The following is a 21,046-nucleotide window of genomic DNA, read 5'->3' as shown; positions in this document are numbered from 1 at the left end:
GGTCAGACTCCCTGTTTGACGAGCGCTGCTGCCGTGCGGCCGGCCTTGGCGCCAAGCACCGTCGCCGCCAGCAGCCCATTTCCCGACAGATAACCATCGCGTCCTCGCCCGGAAATGCCGCAGGCGGCGCCACCGCCGGCCAGCAGGTTGGGCAAAGGCTGGCCATCGCCGCGCAGAACGCGCGCATCGGTGTCGATGCCCAGGCCGCCCTGGGTGTGAAACAGCGCGCCGGTGACCTTCACGGCATAGAATGGCGCAGCCAGTGCGGGCTTGCCGGTGAAGTCGCGACCGAAACGATCCAGCCCCTGCCCTGCCGCCAGCGCCTGCGTCTCGGCCAATGTCGCGGCCAGTCGTTCCGACGGCAGGCCACAAATCTCGGCCAGTTCCTTTATGGTACCGGCTGTCCTGACCGCACCGCCCTTGAGGGCATCGCGATAATCCTCGAAATCCAGGCCCAGCCTGTGCAGGCGCTCATCAAAAATATTCCAGGCGACGCCGCCGGGCTGGGCAATCACCCGCATGGCCTGCTCGGAATAGCCGTCATGTTCGCAGGAGAAGCGTTCGCCACTGGCGTTGACCTGGAACCCGCCCTCCATCATCAATGCCCAGGTGATCAGGATGGCATGGGGCATCGCCAGCGAACCATGCCCCTGATAGGCGCCCAGATGCTTCACGGCGGCGCCCAGTTGCTCGCCCCACAGAAGGGCATCGCCGCGGTTGCCGGTATGACCGTAATACTGGGCCCCTTTCAGTTCCGGGATGTGGCGTGCCACCAGGTCGGCATTGCCGCCGAATCCCGAACAGGCCAGGATCAGCGCATCGCAGCCGATGCGCTCGATCGCGCCATCAGGGCGCTGCAGTTCAACGCCCCGCACGCGGCCATCGGCATCGGCGAACAGCGTGGTGACCGTGGCATCGCAGACGATATCGATGCCGGCCGCATTGGCCGCGGCAAGCAGGCCGGCAACCAGATCGGCGCCGCTGCGCGAGGCCGGCGCATGCATGCGCGGCTTGCTGTGGCCGGGATAGAGAAAACCCTCCACCAGGGTCAGCGGCACATGATGGGTCTGAACCAGCCAGTCCACCGTGGGGCCGGACGCGGCGCAGATCGCCGCAACCATGACCGGATCATTTTCTCCATGGGCCTTGGCCTGGATGTCGGCGGCCATGATCTCGGGTGCATCGTCGATGCCGCGCGCCTTCTGCAGGATCGTGCCAGCCGCCGGGATCATGCCCGACGACATGGCCGTCGAGCCGCTGGGCGAGGGATCGCGCTCAAGCACCAGCACGCCGGCACCGGCATCATGGGCCGCCAGAGCCGCCGTCAGGCCGCAGGCACCACCGCCGATCACCAGTACCGGAATATCAAGCGGGAATTCAATGCCCGCGGCCGGCAGGACCCTGCTCATGCCGCGTTGATCAGCGCCACGGCTTCAGCGCAGGTCAGTTTCGGCGCGATAGTGCCGAGTGACGCGATGCTGGCCTCATGCGCCTCCTTCGAGAAGGCCGCGCAGCCATCGGTCAGCAGTATGGCGTGAAAATCGCGCACATGGGCATCGCGCAACGTGCTGGCGACACCGCCGTTGGTGACGATGCCGCCGACCAGCAATGTATCGATCCCGGCCTTGCGCAACACGAATTCAAGCCGCGTCATGTAGAAAGCCGAATAGGCCACCTTTTCAATAATGAAATCGGCCGGCGCGAGTTCATCGATCAGGTTATGGCCCCAGGCGCCGGGCTGGAAATCGCCCTTGCGCAGAAAGGGGCGCAGCTGCTTCAGGTGCGGACTGATCAGAGGCTCGCCGCCCCGGCCTGGCACCAGGGTGAACTGGGTGGAAACGATCCAGCCGCCCGCCGCCCGCATCGCATCGGCCACCGCCTTCATGTTGGCAATCAGCGCCGCCGCGCCGGGCAGGTTGGCACCGCCACGGGCATAGGCGCCATCGGCATGCAGGAAATCGTTCTGCAGATCAACGATCAGCAAAGCGGTTCGCTTCATATCCAGCCTGGCGCTCATTCCGCTTTCCGCTTCACGATCAGGTTGCCAAAGCTGTCCACCTCGCCCACCAGATCGGGTTCGATCAGGATCGTGGTGTCAGGCTGCTCCAGGATTGCCGGACCGGGAATCACGGCCCCCAGCGGCAGTTCCAGCCGGCGGTAGATGCCGGCCTCGTGCCAGGCACCATCGAGCCAGACCTGGCGCGTGGTGCGCTTGGCAGCTTCGACCGAGCCTTCCTTCGGCGGAGCCAGCAGGCCGAGGTCGAATTTCTTCCGCCTGCCGATGGCTGCGACGCGCAGGTTCAGCACGCGGATGCCGATTTTCTCGAGCACGCGGCCGAAGGCTGCGGCATAGGCGGCCTCGAAAGCAGACTTGATGCCATCGCGGGTCAGTTTTGCCGGCTTGGCGAAATCGCCGGGCAGCGGCACCGCCACGGTATGGGTTTGACCCAGATACGACATGTCGAGTTCGACGGTGATGGCGCGACCCTCGAAGGCGATGCCGGCCTGATCGAGCAACCGCGTGCCTTCTGCCGCTGCCTCACCGATGGCTGCGTCAAGAATGGCGGGATCGGTATCGTCCAGGGTCTTGTTCACGGTGCGCACAAAATCGTGACGCATGTCGGCGATGACGCAGCCCAGAGCCGATGTAACGCCGGGGAAGCGCGGCACCAATGCCGAAGCCAGGCCAACTTCCTTGATCAGCGCACCGACATGCAGCGATCCGCCGCCGCCAAACGGCATGGCGGCGAAATCACGCGGGTTGTGACCACGTTCGATGGAAACCAGCCGGATGGCACCGGCCATGCGCGAGTTCGCCACCTTGATGATGGCTTCGGCCGCCGCCATCACATCAAGGCCCAGCGGCTCGGCGATGTGTTTACGGATGGCATCCTTCGCCGCCTCGACATCCAGCCGCTTGAGCTTGCCACCGATGGGGCGTTCGGCGTCGATGCGGCCCATGACCACATTGGCGTCGGTGACGGTCGGGCGGTCGTTGCCCAGACCGTAGGCTACCGGGCCCGGATCGGAACCGGCGCTTTCAGGGCCGATCTGCAGGATACCGCCGCGGTCGATCCAGGCGATCGATCCGCCGCCAGCACCGATGGTGGTGATCTCGATCATCGGTGCGCGCACCACCATGCCGAAATCGATGGCGGTCTGCGCGCTCATGGCCGGTTCGCCGCCGGCGATCAGCGAAACGTCGAAGCTGGTGCCACCCATGTCGCAGGTGACGACATTGGGAAAACCGGCCGCAACGGCAATATGCTGGCAGGCGATCACACCGGCAGCCGGACCGGACAGGGCCGTGCGCACCGGGCGGCTGGCGGCGCTGTCGACGCTCATCACGCCGCCATTCGATTGCACGATCAGCAGTTGCCCACCGAATCCATCATCGTGGAGACGGTTCTCCAGCTTGCGCAGATAACTGCCCACCGGCGGCTGCAGATAGGCGTTCAGGGCAGCTGTGGACGTGCGTTCGAATTCGCGGATCTCGGGCAGGATGTCGGAAGATGCCGTGACATAGGCATTGGGCCACACCTCTTTCAGCGCCGCCAGTGCAATCCGCTCATTCTCCGGATTGGCATAGGCATTCACGAACACGATGGCTACGGCTTCGGCGCCGCGGGCCAGCAGGTCCTGCGCCACACGCTTCACCTCGGCCGGGTCGACCGCCTGCCGGATGCTGCCATCGGCCAGAACGCGCTCGCCCACCTCCAGGCGCAGGTCGCGCGCCACCACCGGCACGAACTGCCCCCATAGACCCCAGGTGCTGGGCCGGTCGCGCCGGCGCATCTCCAGAACGTCGCGGAAGCCACGCGTGGTGATGATGCCCGTGCGCGCACCCTTGCGCTCCAGAAGGGCATTTGTGCCTACAGTCGTACCGTGCACGACCGTGGCGATCTGCTTCGGCTCGGCCCTGGACCGCAGGCCTTCGATGAAACCGGTGGCCTGGTCGCCGCGGGTGGATGGCACCTTGGCGATATCGATGCGACCCCTGGCCTCGTCGAGGAAAAAGACGTCGGTGAAGGTGCCGCCGACATCGACGCCGACGGCAAAACGCGGGATGGTGGTCTGGTCGGTCATTCCGCGGCCTCCTTGGCATTGCGACCATAATCGCGGGCAACGCCCTCTTCGGTGACGTAACCGAGCCGCAGATCTTCCGCGATGCGCTCAGGCTTGCGCTCCGATGGCGGGCCGTAGCCGCCGCCGCCCGGCGTCTCGAGGCGGATGCGCTCGCCCTTCTTCAGCTTGGCGTCATGCAGCTTCGACACCATGGCGGGTTCTGCAGCCTTGCCATCCTTGGGGTAAAAGAAGCGGTTGCGCTGCGCGGCATGGCCGCCCAGAACGCCGGCGGGCGCATATTTGCCGCGTTCGCCGAACAGGAACAGATCGGCCTCCTCTTCCAGCAGCTCGATCTCGTAGACCGCGCCCAGCCCGCCGCGGTTGCGGCCGGCGCCGCCGCTATCGGCCCGCAGACTCCATTCGGTGAACATCACCGGATAGGCCGCCTCCAAGATTTCCAGCGGCGGAATCGTCGCCATCGAGATCGGCGCATTGCCGTGATTGAGGCCATCGCCCTGCGGATGGCCGCCATGGCCGCCGCCGAAGAAGCTGAACATCACCCAGCGGCGGCCATCCCTGCGATGCCCGGCCAGCGACAGCGCGTTGATGGTGCCATAGGCGCAGCCATTGACGCGTTCGGGGGCGATCTGTGCAAAGGCCTGGAAGATCACGTCAATGACGCGCAGGATCGTCTCGGTATAGCCGCCGACCGGCTTGGGCGCCTTCACGCTGATCAGGCTGGTTTCAGGAATGACGAATTTCACCGGCTCGAGCACGCCGGAATTGGCCGGCACGTCCGGGAAGATGTGCTTGATCGCCACGTAACAGGCGGCAATGGCGGTGGAGCGCGCGATATTGAGCGGCCCGGCACAGGCCGGCGAGGTGCGCGAGAAATCGAGCGTCAACGTCTCGCCTTCAATCACCACCTCCAGGCCGATGCGCAGGGCCTCGTCGCGGATGCCGTCATTGTCGAGGAAATCCTCGGCGGCATAGCGGCCATCGGGCAGTTCACGCAGCAGGCTGCGGAACTGGATGGCGACGCGCTTTTTCAGTTCGGCCAGCGCCTCGGCCACGGTGGCATCGCCATATTCATCCAGCAGGGCATGCAGGCGCTTGGCGCCAAGATCGAGGGCATTCACCTGGCCGTTCATGTCGCCATAGAGGCTGTCCGGCAGGCGGGTATTGGCGCGCAGGATGTCCACCACGTCCTGCCGCAATTGGCCAGCGGCATAGAGCTTCACCGGCGGGATCACCATGCCCTCCTGGAAGGCTTCGGTGGCGACCGGGTTGTAGTTGCCCGGCACGTTGCCGCCGACATCATGCCAGTGACCCACCGAGGCCAGGTAGCAGAACACCCTGCCATCGCGGAAAAACGGCCGCACCAGCTTGAAATCGCTCAGGTGCGTGCCCCCGTCGTAAGGATCGTTGAAGATATAGACGTCGCCATCCTGCAGGTTGCCGTCCTTGGCCGCCTTGTCGATCACGGCCTTCACGGCGAAGGCCATGGCGCCAACGAAGATCGGCAGGCCGGACTTGCCCTGCACCAGAGTTTCTCCTGTGGCCGCGTGATACAGGCCATGGCTGGCGTCATGCGCCTCAGCGATGATGGGATTGAAGGCCGAGCGGAACAGGGTGGCGTCCATCTCGTCGGCAACCTGCTCCAGCCGGCCTTTCAGCACGGCAAGGGTGATGGGATCGATCATGGCCGGTCCTCGTAACGGGAAGGATCATACTGGCGACCCTGGGCCAGAAGCTCAGGCGTGCCGATCAGGGCATTGAGAGCGGCAAAGTCCAGCATCTGGTCGCGGAAGGGTGCTGTGGTGCCATTCTGCTTCAGCGATGCGAAATAAGCGGTCATGCAATGGGCCAGTGCACGGGTCAGCCCCCCCGGGAAAATCACCAGGCGGTAGCCGATCTCGGCCAGTTCGGCAGCCGAGAGCAGCGGTGTCTTGCCGCCTTCCACCATATTCGCCAGCAGCGGCACGCGGTTGCCGAAACGGCTGGTGATCAGGCGCATCTCGTCCACGCTTTGCGGCGCCTCGACGAACAGCACGTCGCAGCCGGCTTCCATGTAGCGCGTGGCGCGTTCCATGGCGGCATCAAAACCCTCCACCGCGATGGCATCGGTGCGGGCAACGATCAGCGTCTGGTCGGATTTCCGGGCATCCAGTGCGGCCTTGATCTTGCCTACCATTTCGGCCGGCGACACCAGCGTCTTGCCGTCGAGATGGCCACAGCGTTTCGGGCTGGCCTGATCCTCGAGCTGGATGCCCGCGGCACCGTTGCGTTCAAACAGTCGCACCGTACGCTGCACGTTGAGTGCATTGCCAAATCCGGTATCGGCATCGACGATGATATCGACATCAACCCGCTCGCGGATGGCGCCCAGCGTATCGGCCACTTCCGTCATCGACACCAGGCCGATATCCGAGCGGCCGAAACGGGTATAGGCGATGCTGGCACCGGAGAGATAGAGCGCATCAAAGCCGGTCTGGGCGGCAACCAGTGCGCTCAGGCCATCATAGACACCTGGGGCGACGACGATGCCGCCGCCCCTGAGACGTTCGCGCAGCTTACTCATGCCTGCGCCTCCTTTGACCGTTGAACTTTCAGTTTCTTTTCCAGATGTGGCAGCAGGCCGCCATCGGCAATCATCTGCAGCAGATGGGCGGGCAGCGGTTCGCAGGCATAGGCTCTGCCGGTTTCGATGTCACGCAGTTCGGCACGACTGGCATCCACCGTCAGGACACAATCGGCGCGGATCTTGCCAGCTTCCGGGCAGACCAGCGCCAACAGGCCAAGATTGAGCGCGTTGCGATAAAAAATGCCGGCAAAGCTTGGTGCCACCACGGCGCCAATGCCCAGCTCGCGCAAGGCCATCACCGCCTGTTCGCGCGATGACCCCATGCCGAAATTGCGCCCGCCCACAACGATATCACCCGGCTTCGCCTCTTTGGCGAAGCGCGGCTCCACCGCCTCCAGGCAGTGCTTCGCCAGCTCGGCCAGCGGGCTTTTCATGTACAGGCCGGGCGCCAGCACGTCGGTGTCGATATTGTCGCCGAATTTCCAGACCCGCCCGGTGTGATTTGCCGCCGTCATGACAGGAACTCGCGCGGATCGGCGATGCGGCCGGCCACGGCCGAAGCCGCCACAGTATAGGGCGAGCCGAGATAGACCTTTGACGAGCCGGCCCCCATGCGCCCCTTGAAATTGCGTGCCGTGGAGGCGATGCAGGTTTCATTTTCGGCCAGCACGCCGGCGCCATAGCCGGCACAGGCGCCACAGCCGGACGACAGCAGGATGGCGCCTGCCTCGGTCAGCGTCGCCAACGTGCCATCGGCGGCAGCTTCCGCCGTCGTGCGCGCGGAGGCCGGCGCGATCAGCAGTCGCGTGCCGCTGGCCACCCTGCGGCCCTTCAACACGCTGGCTGCCATGCGCAGGTCGTTGATCTTGGCGCCCGTGCAGGCACCGATATAAGCTTGGTCGACGCTCACGCCCTTATGCTCAGCCACGGCCGCGCTGTTGGCCGGGCTGTGCGGTGCCGCCACCATGGGCGAGAGGCTGGCGGCGTCGAAATCGTGCCGCTCGGCGACAACGGCGCCCTCGCCCGCCTGCCACGCAGCGAGGTCGATTTCAGACCCGGGCACGCCGACGCCCAGCAGGTAGTCCTTCGTCACGGCATCAGGAGCGATCAGGCCCACCTGCGCGCCCAGTTCGGCCGCCATGTTGGACAATGTCATGCGCTCCTGCATCGCCAGTCCGGCTATGGTCTCGCCGGCATACTGAATGGCCTGGTAACGACCGCCATCCATGCCAAGCTTCGCGCACATGGCCAGGATCATGTCCTTGGCCGCCACGCCGGGTCCAAGCCGGCCGGACCAGTGCAGCAGGATCGTCTCGGGTACCCGCAGCCAGATTTCGCCGGTCACTAGCACGCCGCACATCTCGGTGGCGCCGACGCCGAACATATAGGCCCCGAAGGCGCCCCCGGTGGGGGAGTGGCTGTCGCCGCCAACCACGAACATGCCCGGCCGCAGATGGCCGCGTTCGGGCAGCACCACATGGCAGATGCCCTGCATGTCGTGGAACTTGCTCACGCCGGTCGCCTTCACCCACTTGCGGGTCAGGTCGAGAATGCCGGCGCTTTCGGCATCCACCGCCGGCACGTAATGATCGGAAATGACGACCACCCGGTCAGGATCCCAAAGTTTCGCCTGCAGGCGCTCCAGCATCGGCGCCACACGGCGCGGCCCGCCGGAATCATGCATCATGGCGAGATCGACTTTGGCCGTGACCACCTCGCCCGGCCGCACGGCCTGCAATCCGGCCGCACGGGCGACCAGCTTCTCGGCGAGTGTCATGGGGGGCGAGCCGGTCATGTCACATTCCCAGATACGAGGCCTTGAGCCCCGGATCGTTCATAAGAACCGAGGCCGGACCAGATAACGCGATCACGCCATGCTCCAGCACGAAGGCGCGATGCGCGATGGCCAGGGACTGAACCACATTCTGCTCCACCAGCAGGATGGAGAGACCATCGCGGTTGAGTTGCTGGATCAGACCGAACATCTCCTCGACCAGCAGCGGCGACAAACCGAGCGATGGCTCATCGAGGATCAGCAGTTCCGGCTCAGCCATCAGCCCGCGGCCGATGGCGAGCATCTGCTGCTCGCCGCCCGAGAGCGTGCCTGCGAGTTGAGCCATGCGTTCCTTCAGGCGCGGGAATACACCATAGACGCGCTCGATATTGGCCGCACGATTGGCACGGCCGCGGCGATAGCTTCCGAGCTCCAGGTTCTCCTGCACGCTCAGATTCGGGAATATCCGTCGGCCCTCCGGCACCTGGATCAGGCCGGCGCTGACGATACGGTCCGCACTGGCGCCGGTGATATCCGTTCCCATGAAGCGGATTGATCCTGCCATCGGGCGGTAAAGGCCCGAAAGGTTGTTGTTTAAGGTCGACTTTCCGACTCCGTTGGCACCCAGTAGCGCGACGATCTCGCCTTTGGTCAGATCGAGGTCTATGCCACGCAATACCGCGACCTCGCCGTAACCAGCCTGCAGTCCCCTCACCTCAAGCATGGCGCGCCTCCGACGGCTGGGCCTGCATGCGGGCGGCGGCGCCGTGACCGAGATAGGCCTCGATCACCTGGGGGTCGGCTGCGATCTGCGCCGGGGTGCCACTGGCGATCAGGCTGCCGTTGTTCAGCACCCAGGCATGATCGGACAGATTCATAACGGCACGCATGACATGTTCGATCAGCAGGATGGTAACACCTGACTGGCGGATGCCCCGGATCACCGGGATGATCTCGTCGATCTCGGCCGGATTCAGGCCGGCCATCACCTCGTCGAGCAGGATAAGCTTGGGATCGGTTGCCAGCGCCTTGGCCAGTTCCAGCCGCTTGCGCCCGGCTACGGTGAGCGCAGCGGCCGGCTTGTCGAGTTGCGACCCCAGGCCAACGCGATGGGCAATCGCCTCGGCATGCTCAAGGGCCGCACGACGGCCGGCCCGATGCAGATGGGCGCCGACAGCTATATTCTCGCGCACGTTCAGGCCGGCAAAGGGCTGCACGATCTGAAAGGTGCGGGTCACACCCAGCAGACAGATCTTTTCCGGCGTCAGGCCAAGCAGCGAGCGCCCCTCAAACCGGATGTCGCCAGCATCGGGTTTATGAAAACCGGAAATCTGCGCAAAGATCGTGGTCTTGCCGGCGCCGTTCGGTCCGATCAGGGCCGAAATGCTGCCGGCCTGAATGGTGAAACTGACATTGTTGGTCGCGACCAGGCCGCCGAAGCGTTTGGCCAGATTCTTGATCTCAAGCATGGGCGCCCCGCTTGAACAGGCGGCGCAGGGCGCCGGTGCCGAAGCTCGTTTTGCCCAGCCCGAACAGTCCGTTGGGCAGGAACAGCACCATCAGCACCAGTAGAAGGCCATAGAGCACGAGGTTGAGACCTGGCGCCTCGCCAAAAACCAGCCGTCCGATCTCGGCAATGGCGTGGAGGGCGAAGGCACCCAGTACAGGGCCAAAGATGGTACCCAGCCCCCCGATGATCGGCACCAGCAGCGCCTCCACCGACATGGCCGGACCATAGGCGATGTTGGGATCGATATAGAGGAAGAGTTGCACATAGACGGCGCCGCCCGTGCCGGCGATGGCGCCCGACGCAATGATCGCCAGCAACTTGGTATTGAAAGGATCGACGCCGAGCGCGCGGGCGGCATCCTCGTTCTCCCGCACCGCCATCAGGCGTGCACCGAAGCGGGCATTCTGCAGCCACCAGGTAAATAGCAGGCCGGCAGAAACCAGCAGCAGCAGCAGCCAGAAGAACCCCGCCTTGGATTCGAACTGCATCTGGGCGACACCGGGCTGCAGCGGCACCAACAGGCCGACACCCGCGCCGGTGAAGGCGAAGGTGTTGGCAAGAATGCGGAAGACCTCGGCGAAGGCCAGCGTCACCAGCGCAAAATACGACCCGCGCAGACCGTAACGGAAAACCAGCCAGCCGGTGCCTGCGCCGACAATGCCGGCGGCCACCGCGGCCAGCACAAAGCCGGCCCAGGCATTGATGCCGAACTGGATCTGCAGGATGGCCGTGCAATAGGCCCCGGTGCCAAAAAACAGCGCGTGACCGAAGGAAAACTGGCCGCCATAACCACCCAGCAGGTTCCAGGCCTGGCCAAGATAGGCATAGAACAGCGCCAGAGTGAGCCAGGTGAGCCAGAAATCCGACTGCACCACGAATGGCAGGGGCAGCAGCGCGATGAAGAAAAGCACGATGGCCGTCAGGCTGCGCATGGTCAGGCCCTCTGCCCCAGCAATCCGGTGGGCCGGAACAGCAGGACGATAATGAAGATCAGGAAGATGCCGAGCTGTCCCAGGCTTTCGCCGAGGAACAGACCACCCAGGCTTTCGGTCACGCCGATGATCAGTCCACCCAGCAGGGCGCCGACGAAACTACCCATGCCGCCCAGCACGACCACGGTGAAAGCAACCAGGACGAAGGCATGGCCGACCTGCGGGCTGACATAGAAGCTGGGCAGAAGCAGGCAGGCGGCAATACCCAGGCAGGCGCAGCCAATGCCAAACGACATGGCGAAGATGTGATCGACATTGATGCCGACCAGTCTGGCGCCCTGGCGCTCCTTGGCCAGTGCGCGGATGGCACGGCCAAGGTCGGTGCGCGCCATGAGCAGCCAGAGAAGGCCGGCAACCAACAGCGCGCCGACGAAGGCGATGGCCTTGGGCACGGGGATGAAAGCCACACCGAAATCGAAGACATCAAAGGAATACGGCGTCTCGATGGTGCGGGTATCCGAGCGCCAGAGATAGAGAGCGAGATTCTCGATGATCACTGACAACCCAAGCGTGACCAGAAGGATATTCTCGTCTTTCCCATGACTGGCACGGCCGATGATGAACCGCTGCAGTCCGTAGCCAATGCCGAACAGGGCCACGGCAGCCGCCGGCAGCGCCAGATAAGGATCGACTCCAAACAGGCTGTGCAGAAAGAACACGCCATAGAGCGCCAGCATCAGCAGGCTGCCATGGGCGAAATTGATGATGTGCAGCACCCCGTAGATCAGCGTGAGGCCCAGTGCGATCAGGGCATAGATCGCACCGGTGGTCAGTCCGTTCAGGATCGCCGGCAGTAGGATGGAAAATTCGAGCATACCGTCACACGGGAAATGGCGGCGGAACGGACCAGCCGCTCCGCCGCCCTGACATCAGGCCTTGGGCGCCGGGAAAACCGGCTTGGCGTTGGCGAAATCCTTCGGGAAGATCACCTTGATATCCTTGCCCAGAACCTGCGTGTTCACAGGTGCCGCGCCGACATTCTGGCCGTTGACGAACCTGGTCGGACCATAGGGCATGAAATGGTTGCCCCAGCCCGAGGCCGCCAGCGCCTGGGTGAGCGCACCCCGGTCCGCGGAAGCCGCACGTTCCAGGGCATCGGCCAGCAGACGCACGCATTCGTGATTGAGGAAGACCTCATAGGAGAAGAACGCCTTCTCGGCCTCGACCTTCTTCTTCAGCTCCAGCGCCACCGGATTGCGCGGATCGAACCAGTGATTGCAATCCATGATGTATTCCGCCGCATCGGGGAATTCCTGCACGAAGCGGTATTGCGAGGCAGCACCGCCCAGCACGGCATAGATCGCCTTTGGGCGGATTTTCTGCTGCCGCAGGGTACGCGCCAGCAGCACGAATTCATTGTAATAGTTCGAGGGGATCAGCAGGTCTGGATTTCGCCCCTTGATCTTGAGCGCGATGTTGTTGAAGTCACGCGTCGGATTGGCATGGGGGATGGTTTCCAGCACCTCGAAGCCCATCGCTGGCAGCTTCTCGTTCAGCGTCTTGGCCATGCCGGCGCCGAAGGCCGATTCCTCATGCACGATCATCACGGTCTTGGCCGGCTTGCCGGCCTGGTTGTTCAATGCAACGAGGTTTTCAATGGCTGTATCGACGATCTTGCTGAGGCCAGGACCAAAGCGGAACGTATTGGTCAGGCCGCGCGTGACGACCTGATCGACCACGCCGACATCGACGATATGGGGAATGCCGTGCTTGGCCGCCGCCTGAGTGGTGGCCAGCGCGATGCCCGAGGCAAAGGGGCCGACGATGGCGGCGGCACCGGCTTCGTTCAGCTTCTCGACCTCGGCAGCACCGACATCCGGCTTGGACTGCGCATCGGCATAGATCGGTTCCAGCTTGGCGCCGCCCATGGAGGCGATGCCGCCATTGGCGTTGATGGTGTCGATCGCCAGCTTGGCGCCCAGGCGGCATTGCTGGCCCGAGGGGGCCAGCGGGCCGGTCACCGGATGCAGGATGCCGACCTTGATGGTCCTGGGCTGGGCCTTCAGGATGGCGGGAAAGCCGCCGATACCTGCGGCGGCGGTAACGGCGGTGCCTGCCAGAAAGCGGCGGCGGGATACGCGGAATCCAGTCTTTCCAATCGTCATTTTCTTTTCTCCCTGCGGATGGAACGTGGCGACCTCTTTCCCCCTGCCGCCGGCGCCACGCGGGCCGACCAGGTGTTTTGCTCCTCGCCGCGTACGCGATCGAGGCTCATGCGGAACTGGTAGCGGTCGGGCCGATACAGGCCGACGATGTATTCCACCGGGCGCCCGGCACTGTCCTGCACGACGCGACTGATGCGCAGCAGCGGCGCACCGATCGCGGTCTTCAACAATGGCGCCACGCGCGCATCCGCCAGCGACGCCGAGATGGTCTGTTCGGCGCCGCCGATGGTGACGCCGGATTGCTCGAGCAACGCGAGCAGGGGCTGATGCGCCAATTCCTTACGCGAGAATTTGCGGCCGATATCGGCGGGCACGTAGGTTGTCAGATAAGAGAACGGGCCGATTTCCAAGGAGCGCACGCGTACCGCGCGCTGCACTTCCTCGCCCGCCTTCACATGCAAAGCAGCCGCCACATCGGGCGGGGCCGGTTCATAACTGAACTCGATCAGATTGACCTGCGTCTTCAGGCCCATGGCCAGCAGGTTTTCCAGCAACCCTTCAACACCGGCCCGGATCGGCGGCGGTTCGGTACGAGCCGTGACATGGGTCCCACGGCCTCGCCCGCGGGTTACCAGGCCTTCGGCCGCCAGTTCCGCCAGAGCCCGACGGGCGGTAATGCGGGAAACACCGAATTGCCGGGCCAGTTCTTCCTCGCCCGGCAGCAGGGCACCGGTTTCGAGATGGCCATCGCGTATCTGACTCTGCAGAATCAGGAATATCTGGTGATACAGCGGGGTCGGAAGACGTTCGTCAACCGTATTTGAGTATGCCGTCCCAGCCATTTCAGCCATCCTTAGTTCTATTGTTATACTGATATGACATTTATGGCGGAGTCAATAACCCCCAGCCGGCCGGACTGACCTTGCCATCAAGAAAAAGCGCATTCGTCAGAACAAGGGATCGGCCCGTTCACGCAGGGCTGGACGAAAGTATCAGGCCTTGGACCGCACTCCCGGTAGAGCGCCATGGGCAAGGCTGCCCTGCCGCGGAAGGAAATACTCAGCCGGCCGAGACAAGCCCCGGCAGGTGAAGCGGCACTAAGTATATTGTCAGGTTGGGAGAAAATGGCGCGCTCGAAGAGATTCGAACTCCTGACCCCCAGATTCGTAGTCTGGTGCTCTATCCAGCTGAGCTACGAGCGCGCAGGCGGTGGGTACCGCAACGGGGGCGGAACCTACTCAATTCGCCGAGGCAGCGCAAGGGTCAATCCCGGATTGCTTTGATCCGGCGCAACCCTCGGATTCTACAGGCAGAAGATGCTTGCGGGCTGTTTCGCACGCCCCTACAATGCCAAGGTTCGCAAAAGGCTTGCGCGGGGTACCTTCATGCTGCCGCCGGGTCGGATGCAACGGGGGGCCCACCAGGCCAGCAGACCAGTGACGACAAACTTCAACGCGAGATGGCGCGGCATGGCAAATCCTGTTCGTAATTTGGCGTTCGGCCGCCGTATGCTGCTGACCAGCACGGCCACCCTGGCCCTGCTGCTTTCCGGCTGTTCCTATGTGAGCGACGAACTCTGGCCCTCGCTGACCGGAGAGGATCCGGCCGGTGGCCCCGCCCCTGTGCTGAGCCAGCAGATCCCGGCCTCGGCTGCCGAGGCCAACCCCAATCCGGTTCTCGGCCAGTCCGGCCCTATTCCCGCCCAGCCTGCCCTGGGAACCACGAATTTCATCGTCCCTGGCGTCACCCCCGGCCAGGCGACCGGCACCTATGTCGGCCAGAAGGTCCAGCAGATGCGCGGCGAGCTGGCACAGTTGCAGCAGCAGGTGACCCAGCGGAACCAGCAGCTGCAGGCCGTGCGTACTAGCGCCACCCAGAACTCCCAGCGGTACCACGGCATCGTGGCCGCGGTTTCGACCCGCCTGCAGATGGGCACCACGCCGGGCAATCCGATCCTGGTCAGCCAGTGGACCCAGGCCCAGACCGATCTGGACCGCATGGCGGCCGACGTGGGCAACATGAGCAACCTGGCCAACCAGGTGGCCGCCGACTCGGCGATGTCGACCTACCTGCTGCAGTCGATCAAGTCGACCTACAGCCTCTCGGGTGCCATCGACGAAGACCACCGCCAGTTGGCCGTGCTGGAAGACGAAACCGCCAAGACCGTCGTGCTGATCGACCGCCTGCTGGGCGAACTGAGCCAGGACGTGGCGCGCCAGACCAATTACATCGGCGCCGAGCGTACCAACCTCACCACGCTTTCGGCTGCGATCAAGCAGGGCGAACTGCTTGGCCCGGGCCTGGGCAACCGCGCCAACTTCTATGCCGGCGCCCAGCAGTTTGCCGCCATCGACCAAGGGGCGGCTCCGGCCAATACGGCGGGTCGCACGCCGCTGGTCGTAATCCGCTTCGACCGTGCCGACGTGCCGTACCAGCAGGCGCTGTACAATGCCGTGTCGCAGGCCATCGCGCGCAAGCCCAACGCCGTGTTCGATGTGGTGGCGGTGGCCGCCGGCGGCACTCAGGCCCAAACGGCCAGCAACCAGAACCAGGCCCGCCGCAATGCCGACCGCGTGATCCGCTCGCTGGCCGATATGGGCCTGCCCGCCAGCCGCGTGAATGTCTCGGCCGGCAGCAATGTCCAGGCCGCCACCAACGAGGTGCACGTCTTCGTGCGCTGACCCAGCCTGAGCAAGAGACAAAGAAAAAAGCCCGCCGCAAGGCGGGCTTTTTTGTGGCCGGGCTTACCCTCTACTGCCAGGCGACCGCAGTCAGGTCGTTGACGAAGATTGGGGCGTTGACCCAGAAACCGGTCAGCCCCTGCTTGTAAACGCCCAGGCGCGGCAGATTGTACAGGTAGACATTCACCGCATCCTCGGCCAGCAGGCGCTGCAGATCCTGCAGGGTCTTGGTACGCTCGGCCTTGTCGAGGGTTGAATAGGCCTTGGCGATCAGATCGCGGGCCTTCTGGCTGTCGTACTGATAATAATAGTCGGGCTCGGCATATTTGACGATGTCGTTCGGCTCGACATGGCTGACCACCGTCAGGTCGAAATTCTTGTTCTTGAATGTGCCATCCAGCCACTGCGCCCATTCGACATTCTCGATCTTGGCGTTGATGCCGACCTGACTCAGCATGGCCTGCACCACCTCGCCAATCGGCTTGGCATAAGGCGGGGGCGGCAGCCGCAGCGTCACCTCCAAGTTGTTCACGCCGGCTTCCTTCAACAGCGCCTTTGCCTTGGCCGGATCGTAAGGATACATCTTGGTGAGATCGATATAGGCTGGATCGTGCGGCGCGAAGTGACTGCCGATCGGCTTGCCATAGCCAGCCGAGGCGGCCTCGATCACCGCGGCGCGGTCGATGGTATAGGTCAACGCCCGACGCACGCGCACATCGTCGAACGGCTTGCGCTTGTTGTTGATGATCACCATGGTCTCGCCCTCGGTCGAGCCCGCAGTGACCTTGAAACGCTTGTCCTTCTCGAATTCGCGCACATTCTCGCCCAGGATGCCGATCGGCACGGCGTCGATATCGCCGGCGCGCATGGCAGCCACCAGCGCGCCCTGATCGCCGATGAAGCGCATCTTCACCGTTTTCAGCTTGATGGCGGCGGGATTGCGATAAGCCTCGTTGGCCGCCAGAGTCACGGAATCGCCTTTCACCCATTCCACCAGCTTGTAGGGCCCGGTGCCAACCGGCTTGATGGCATTATTGGCCGCGCTTTCCGGCGCAGTTATAACGGCCGTATTCTCGCCAAGACTGAACAGGAAGGTTGGATCGGCCTTCTTGAGCGTGATCACGACAGTGAGCGGATCGGGCGTCGCGATCGACTCGATATTGGCGAATACCGCCTTGCGTTTGTTGGTGCTCTTTTCGCCGCCATAGGCTTCAAACGAAAACTTCACGTCAGCGGCATCGAAGGCTGTGCCATCGCTGAACTTCACGCCGGATTTCAGCTTGAAGGTAAACACCTTCATATCAGGCGAGACAACCCAGCTATCGGCTAGCAACGGGCCAACCTCGCCGTTCTCCAGGATCTTGGTCAGGCCTTCGAAGATGTTGTAATGCACAACCTCGCCAATGGCGGCCGCCGGCGCGATGGTGGGATCAAGCCCAGGCGGCTCCAGCGTCATCGCCAGCACAAGCGTATCCTTCTTGCCCTGCGCCAGGGCTGCGGTCGGCATACTGGCAAGGGTCGTCGCCAACCCAAGCCCCAGTATGGCGGATAGATAAGTCCAGCGTCGCGTCATCGTTTTCCCTCCTCCTGGCGCCGCAGCAGATCTGCGGCGCAATCCTCGCCTGCCAGCGGCACGGCCAACCATACGCCCCGCGCCACGGCACGGGCCATGCAATCGGCGGCGATGCTGCCTACCCTGGCGATCAGCCAGTCACGGCCCGCTGCATCACTTTGATCCTGCCATGCGGCGGTGGCCAGCGCAAAGATGGTATCGCCATCCATCGGGGTATGGACCGGACGCACCGCCCGCGCCAGGCCATCATGGGTCATAGCCGCCACCTGCCGCAATCCGGCCTTGTCGAGCGCCGCGTTCGTTACGATCGCGCCGATGCAGGTATGGCCGCCGGCAACCGGCCGGGCGATGCGGGACTCCGCGGCAATCCCAAGGTCGATATCGCGGGCAAAGGCGCCATCCAGGCCGCCGAACTCATTGCCCTGTTCCCAGGGTTGCGCCCAGAATCCGCGGTTGCCGGGGGTGAGCACGCTGCCGACGCTGTTGACGGCCACCAAGGCGGCCACCATCAAGCCATCCGCTTCCTGCCAGGACGCGCTGCCCAATCCACCTTTCAGCTTGCCTGCCATCGCGCCAAAGCCGGCACCAGTATTGCCGAGCGGAAAGGCACCATCCGACGCCGCGTCGCAGGCGGCATGGCCCAACCGGCGATAAGGCGGTTCGGCGCCCCAGTCCTTGTCGCCACCATTGGCCAGATCGAACAGGATCGCCGCCGGCACGATGGGCACGACATGTCCCCGCACGGCAAAACCGCGGCCGCGTTCGGCCAGCCATTGCATGACGCCGGAAGCCGCATCCAGACCGAAGGCGGAACCACCGGAGAGGCAGATGGCATCCACGCCGGGCATGGACGCCTCTGGCCGCAACAGGTCGGTTTCGCGCGTGCCGGAGCCACCGCCCCTCACATCGACCGAACAGGCAGCGCGATGCTCTGGCAGGATGACCGTCACGCCGGTGCGGATTCGGAGATCGATGGCATGACCGACCCGCAGGCCGGCCACGTCGGTGATCAGGTTCAGCGGCCCCGGCTTGCCCATCCGGCCTCCTCCCATCGGCTAAACGCAGACGATGCTAGCCAAGGCGGATGGGCGGAACCAGTGCTAGAGGTTCTCGGCCTTCGGTCCCTGGCTGAGCGGATAGCCGTAGACCTTGTCCAGCGGCATCGCGGCCGGATCGATGGCATGCACGGCCAGCTTGCCGCCCATGCAGGCACCCTCGAAGCTGCCGACATTGAGGCCGGTGTAGATCCAGTCGCCCGCCAATACGAGGTTGGGGAAACCGGACTCCCAGGCCTTGAGCCGATATTTGGTGCTGCCCGGCGGAGACGTGACGTAACGTTCGCTGGGATCAATGTTGGGTTTCCAGAATTGCTGCTCCAGCCGCGCCACGCCCAGGGTAGCGCCATCATTCCGGAGGCAGACAAGCTGGCTGAAATCGAAACCGATCTGGTCGCCTGGCGGGTTGACCGCATTGGTCACCGATTTCGGCAGCAGCGCCCCCATGCAGGCCTGGAGATACTGCTGGGCCTGATACTTCACGCGGGCATATTCGCGTTTCGGATAGTCATGGTCGCTGAAGGCCGGCTGGGCGCCGTATTGCGGCGTGGCACCCGAGAAATACAGCAGCGATTGCGGCGCGTTGTCGGCCGGCCATGTTTCCATCGGTATCAAGTCTGAGAAATCGGCGACGCCGTCTATCGGATTGACGAAGGTGGCGCCGATCAGGCGGTCGTAATTCTTGAAATCGAATGGCAGCCCCATCTGCTTCAGCGTGGGTTTCATCCACACCTGCAGCGTCTGGGTCTGCACCGTCTTTATTGCATCCACCATCTGCGGCCATTTTGGGTTGGCCTGCATCAGTTGCGGCGCCAGGATCGGCAGGGTGGCAATCGACATCGCCGCGATCACGGTGTCGAAATCCTCTCCCGCCTTGATGCGCTTTTCCGCTACCGGCTTCCATGCCGTCCAATAGGATTCGATGTCCACACCGGCGGCCTTCATCGCTTCGCCTTCGATCAACTGGTCGTAGAGCGGGCGATCGGGCCAGACCGGAAGCGTCCTGCCGCCGAACTGTGCCAGCGGCAGTTCGATCAGCGGGTCATAGCCTTTTGCTTTGTCCTTCGGCGTCGCCTGTATATCGAATACGATCTCGCCCACACCATTCGGCCCGCTGGTGATTTCGCGCACCTTGTGGAACAGTTCGAACTTCACGCCGAGCCGCTTGAGCAGCAGATAAAGCGGCGCTACCACCGTGTCGCCCGTGCCGGCCGCGAACAACCAGCCGAATGAACCCAGATAGGCGAATTCCCGCAAAGTCCAGTGCAGGTAGGCCCCGGCCGCCATTGCCGGCGGCCGCGTCGTATCGCCATCGGGATACTGGTAGGACAGGTTCGGCGTATTCATGCTGAGCGGCGAAGAGATGGTCAGCATGGACCCGCCGTGACGGGCGAACCACTCCGAGAAATTCTCGTCGTCGAGCTGGTCGAAGCCCTTGTTCAGCACGTCATCCTTGATGACGCCTCGCAGCATGGTGAGGAAATAATCCAGCGTGATGTAGAGGTGGCGCAGGGCGTCATTGCCCTCGACAAGCTTTTCCACCTGCCGCTTGAACCAGAGCCAGAAATCGTCCACCGCCTTGAGCAGCGTGCTCCCCTGCCCCTGGGCTATCGCTTCGGCTTCTTCCGAGAGCCGCTTCATCAATCCACGCGCAACGCTCAGCTCGAGTGCTGCCGATGGAATATGGGCAGCGTGGCTGTCAAACATCCGGGCCAGGAATTCCACCAGCGCCTTGATCCAGTGCCGCAATGTCGGCAGGGAATCCGGCTCCCACGGCTTCAGGTCGTTCCGCGGCACCGTGATCTTCCAGTTCACCCAACGGTAATCCCTGAATTCCCAGCACAGGATTGAGTCGATCGGATAGAAGGCCTCCTCAAAGGTGGCGAGCGGCGACCCTGCCGGCCGATCCAGCAGCCGATAGGTTTCGGTCATCATCGATAGGGTGTTGTAATAGGAGCCGAGGAAGCCATGAATGCCATGTTCCTCGATGCGGTTGCCGAATTCGGAGTTGCGTCCGGTGGCGCATTTGCCACCCAGCCGCCAACCGATGCAATAAACCGTGATGTCGTATTTGTCCTGCGCACCTGGCTGGCTGGCCAGATAGAACGCGCTCGTTAATGCCGATACGCCACCACCAAGAATGGCGATCTTCCGTTTCTTGCCGTCCGACATGATCCCCCGCTTATGGCGCTTTTTGAATGGGGGACTCGGGATCCCCTCAGCGCCTTATATACACAAAGTAGCGATCGGGAGGAATTGGCACCGGTAGAGGTTGCGGCAGAAGGTCGGGGCTGCTGACATTCTGATCACTGAGCAGCAATCCGCCCGGAGCAAGCAGCGAGGGCAATAGCTGCCCCATCATGATCACCTGACGGGCATTGGCATCAGGGTCGCCCAAGCCGACATCACTGTGGACCAGAACGGCACCATCGGGATGCGCTTTGGCAAAAGCGGACAGCGTGACCGAAAACTCACCAAGCACCAACCGCTCGGCGGGCGGTTGCGAACGAGGATTGGCATTATTGGCGCGATCAAAGGCATAGATGCGTTCACGGTCGAACCGACTGCAGAGATGGTCATAGGTTCGGCCGTTGCCAAGACCGATCTCCAGCACGGTTCCGGCCTGTCCGGCAACGGCTTCAGCGGCCCAGTTCAGGATGTCCCGCTGCGCCTGAAGGCGGCGGATGAAGCTATCGAGGCGACTCAT

Annotated in this window: 18 protein-coding genes and 1 tRNA gene; 1 reads left to right on the top strand and 18 read right to left on the bottom strand. The window is 63.6% G+C overall.

The features are described from left to right. Window positions 1-2 precede the first annotated feature (2 nt). The 14 genes from ACK4FK_RS07420 to ACK4FK_RS07355 form a co-directional block, all read right to left on the bottom strand. Window positions 3-1,409 (bottom strand): FAD-dependent oxidoreductase, encoded by a 1,407-nt coding sequence (locus ACK4FK_RS07420; protein ID WP_409743287.1) that lies wholly within the window; start codon window positions 1,407-1,409, stop codon window positions 3-5. Next, window positions 1,406-2,017 carry a cysteine hydrolase family protein gene (locus ACK4FK_RS07415; RefSeq protein WP_409743285.1) on the bottom strand — a complete coding sequence of 204 codons (612 nt, stop codon included), beginning with the start codon at window positions 2,015-2,017 and terminating at the stop codon, window positions 1,406-1,408. The genes ACK4FK_RS07420 and ACK4FK_RS07415 overlap by 4 nt, the downstream gene beginning before the upstream one ends. Further along, on the bottom strand, window positions 2,014-4,086 hold the full coding sequence (locus tag ACK4FK_RS07410) for a hydantoinase/oxoprolinase family protein (protein WP_409743282.1): 2,073 nt from the start codon (window positions 4,084-4,086) through the stop codon (window positions 2,014-2,016). The genes ACK4FK_RS07415 and ACK4FK_RS07410 overlap by 4 nt, the downstream gene beginning before the upstream one ends. Further along, complete coding sequence (locus tag ACK4FK_RS07405; protein WP_409743280.1) at window positions 4,083-5,768, bottom strand: hydantoinase B/oxoprolinase family protein; 1,686 nt, start codon at window positions 5,766-5,768, stop codon at window positions 4,083-4,085. Before ACK4FK_RS07405 ends, ACK4FK_RS07410 begins: the two co-directional genes overlap by 4 nt. Beyond that, window positions 5,765-6,646 carry an oxaloacetate decarboxylase gene (locus ACK4FK_RS07400; protein ID WP_409743277.1) on the bottom strand — a complete coding sequence of 294 codons (882 nt, stop codon included), beginning with the start codon at window positions 6,644-6,646 and terminating at the stop codon, window positions 5,765-5,767. Before ACK4FK_RS07400 ends, ACK4FK_RS07405 begins: the two co-directional genes overlap by 4 nt. After that, entirely contained in the window at window positions 6,643-7,164 is a 522-nt protein-coding gene (locus ACK4FK_RS07395; RefSeq protein WP_409743274.1) for a 3-isopropylmalate dehydratase, read from the bottom strand. Before ACK4FK_RS07395 ends, ACK4FK_RS07400 begins: the two co-directional genes overlap by 4 nt. Further along, window positions 7,161-8,444, bottom strand: a complete 1,284-nt coding sequence (locus ACK4FK_RS07390; RefSeq protein ID WP_409743271.1) for a 3-isopropylmalate dehydratase large subunit — start codon at window positions 8,442-8,444, stop codon at window positions 7,161-7,163. Before ACK4FK_RS07390 ends, ACK4FK_RS07395 begins: the two co-directional genes overlap by 4 nt. Window position 8,445: 1 nt before the next feature. Then, window positions 8,446-9,147: an ABC transporter ATP-binding protein gene (locus tag ACK4FK_RS07385; RefSeq protein WP_409743268.1), complete on the bottom strand. Its 702-nt coding sequence runs from the start codon at window positions 9,145-9,147 to the stop codon at window positions 8,446-8,448. After that, window positions 9,140-9,892, bottom strand: coding sequence for an ABC transporter ATP-binding protein (locus ACK4FK_RS07380; RefSeq protein WP_409743266.1), 753 nt, complete (start codon window positions 9,890-9,892; stop codon window positions 9,140-9,142). Before ACK4FK_RS07380 ends, ACK4FK_RS07385 begins: the two co-directional genes overlap by 8 nt. After that, window positions 9,885-10,865, bottom strand: coding sequence for a branched-chain amino acid ABC transporter permease (locus ACK4FK_RS07375; RefSeq protein WP_409743262.1), 981 nt, complete (start codon window positions 10,863-10,865; stop codon window positions 9,885-9,887). Before ACK4FK_RS07375 ends, ACK4FK_RS07380 begins: the two co-directional genes overlap by 8 nt. A gap of 2 nt (window positions 10,866-10,867) precedes the next feature. Beyond that, window positions 10,868-11,740 carry a branched-chain amino acid ABC transporter permease gene (locus ACK4FK_RS07370; protein WP_409743259.1) on the bottom strand — a complete coding sequence of 291 codons (873 nt, stop codon included), beginning with the start codon at window positions 11,738-11,740 and terminating at the stop codon, window positions 10,868-10,870. A gap of 54 nt (window positions 11,741-11,794) precedes the next feature. Next, complete coding sequence (locus ACK4FK_RS07365) at window positions 11,795-13,030, bottom strand: ABC transporter substrate-binding protein (RefSeq protein ID WP_409743256.1); 1,236 nt, start codon at window positions 13,028-13,030, stop codon at window positions 11,795-11,797. Then, window positions 13,027-13,872: a GntR family transcriptional regulator gene (locus ACK4FK_RS07360; protein WP_409743253.1), complete on the bottom strand. Its 846-nt coding sequence runs from the start codon at window positions 13,870-13,872 to the stop codon at window positions 13,027-13,029. Before ACK4FK_RS07360 ends, ACK4FK_RS07365 begins: the two co-directional genes overlap by 4 nt. A 283-nt stretch (window positions 13,873-14,155) precedes the next feature. After that, a tRNA-Arg gene (locus ACK4FK_RS07355) sits at window positions 14,156-14,232 on the bottom strand. A gap of 306 nt (window positions 14,233-14,538) precedes the next feature. Here ACK4FK_RS07355 and ACK4FK_RS07350 point away from each other — a divergent pair. Continuing rightward, window positions 14,539-15,711, top strand: a complete 1,173-nt coding sequence (locus tag ACK4FK_RS07350; RefSeq protein WP_409743250.1) for a hypothetical protein — start codon at window positions 14,539-14,541, stop codon at window positions 15,709-15,711. Between the two features lie 70 nt (window positions 15,712-15,781). Here the strand turns inward: ACK4FK_RS07350 and ACK4FK_RS07345 are convergent, their stop codons facing one another. The 4 genes from ACK4FK_RS07345 to ACK4FK_RS07330 form a co-directional block, all read right to left on the bottom strand. After that, a complete protein-coding gene (locus ACK4FK_RS07345) occupies window positions 15,782-17,284 on the bottom strand; it encodes an ABC transporter substrate-binding protein (RefSeq protein WP_409743247.1) in 1,503 nt (500 codons plus the stop codon). After that, the gene (locus ACK4FK_RS07340) at window positions 17,281-18,321 is read right to left on the bottom strand and encodes a P1 family peptidase (RefSeq protein ID WP_409743245.1); all 1,041 of its coding nucleotides are present in this window, start codon (window positions 18,319-18,321) and stop codon (window positions 17,281-17,283) included. Before ACK4FK_RS07340 ends, ACK4FK_RS07345 begins: the two co-directional genes overlap by 4 nt. Before the next feature lie 63 nt (window positions 18,322-18,384). Continuing rightward, window positions 18,385-20,511 carry an NAD(P)-binding protein gene (locus ACK4FK_RS07335; protein ID WP_409743242.1) on the bottom strand — a complete coding sequence of 709 codons (2,127 nt, stop codon included), beginning with the start codon at window positions 20,509-20,511 and terminating at the stop codon, window positions 18,385-18,387. Window positions 20,512-20,557: 46 nt separating this feature from the next. Next, the gene (locus tag ACK4FK_RS07330; RefSeq protein ID WP_409743239.1) at window positions 20,558-21,046 is read right to left on the bottom strand and encodes a class I SAM-dependent methyltransferase; all 489 of its coding nucleotides are present in this window, start codon (window positions 21,044-21,046) and stop codon (window positions 20,558-20,560) included.

It is taken from the genome of Ferrovibrio sp. (assembly GCF_046297895.1).
Classification (GTDB): domain Bacteria; phylum Pseudomonadota; class Alphaproteobacteria; order Ferrovibrionales; family Ferrovibrionaceae; genus Ferrovibrio.
Note: the sequence above shows the minus strand (reverse complement) of the source record. Positions and strands in the feature narration are given on the sequence as shown.

Coding starts and splice junctions, on each gene's coding strand:
- ACK4FK_RS07420 (WP_409743287.1), bottom strand. CDS start 1,409: ATGAGCAGGGTCCTGCCGGCCGCGGGCATTGAATTCCCGCTTGATATT.
- ACK4FK_RS07415 (WP_409743285.1), bottom strand. CDS start 2,017: ATGAGCGCCAGGCTGGATATGAAGCGAACCGCTTTGCTGATCGTTGAT.
- ACK4FK_RS07410 (WP_409743282.1), bottom strand. CDS start 4,086: ATGACCGACCAGACCACCATCCCGCGTTTTGCCGTCGGCGTCGATGTC.
- ACK4FK_RS07405 (WP_409743280.1), bottom strand. CDS start 5,768: ATGATCGATCCCATCACCCTTGCCGTGCTGAAAGGCCGGCTGGAGCAG.
- ACK4FK_RS07400 (WP_409743277.1), bottom strand. CDS start 6,646: ATGAGTAAGCTGCGCGAACGTCTCAGGGGCGGCGGCATCGTCGTCGCC.
- ACK4FK_RS07395 (WP_409743274.1), bottom strand. CDS start 7,164: ATGACGGCGGCAAATCACACCGGGCGGGTCTGGAAATTCGGCGACAAT.
- ACK4FK_RS07390 (WP_409743271.1), bottom strand. CDS start 8,444: ATGACCGGCTCGCCCCCCATGACACTCGCCGAGAAGCTGGTCGCCCGT.
- ACK4FK_RS07385 (WP_409743268.1), bottom strand. CDS start 9,147: ATGCTTGAGGTGAGGGGACTGCAGGCTGGTTACGGCGAGGTCGCGGTA.
- ACK4FK_RS07380 (WP_409743266.1), bottom strand. CDS start 9,892: ATGCTTGAGATCAAGAATCTGGCCAAACGCTTCGGCGGCCTGGTCGCG.
- ACK4FK_RS07375 (WP_409743262.1), bottom strand. CDS start 10,865: ATGCGCAGCCTGACGGCCATCGTGCTTTTCTTCATCGCGCTGCTGCCC.
- ACK4FK_RS07370 (WP_409743259.1), bottom strand. CDS start 11,740: ATGCTCGAATTTTCCATCCTACTGCCGGCGATCCTGAACGGACTGACC.
- ACK4FK_RS07365 (WP_409743256.1), bottom strand. CDS start 13,030: ATGACGATTGGAAAGACTGGATTCCGCGTATCCCGCCGCCGCTTTCTG.
- ACK4FK_RS07360 (WP_409743253.1), bottom strand. CDS start 13,872: ATGGCTGGGACGGCATACTCAAATACGGTTGACGAACGTCTTCCGACC.
- ACK4FK_RS07350 (WP_409743250.1), top strand. CDS start 14,539: ATGCTGCTGACCAGCACGGCCACCCTGGCCCTGCTGCTTTCCGGCTGT.
- ACK4FK_RS07345 (WP_409743247.1), bottom strand. CDS start 17,284: ATGACGCGACGCTGGACTTATCTATCCGCCATACTGGGGCTTGGGTTG.
- ACK4FK_RS07340 (WP_409743245.1), bottom strand. CDS start 18,321: ATGGGCAAGCCGGGGCCGCTGAACCTGATCACCGACGTGGCCGGCCTG.
- ACK4FK_RS07335 (WP_409743242.1), bottom strand. CDS start 20,511: ATGTCGGACGGCAAGAAACGGAAGATCGCCATTCTTGGTGGTGGCGTA.
- ACK4FK_RS07330 (WP_409743239.1), bottom strand. CDS start 21,046: ATGAGTCGCCTCGATAGCTTCATCCGCCGCCTTCAGGCGCAGCGGGAC.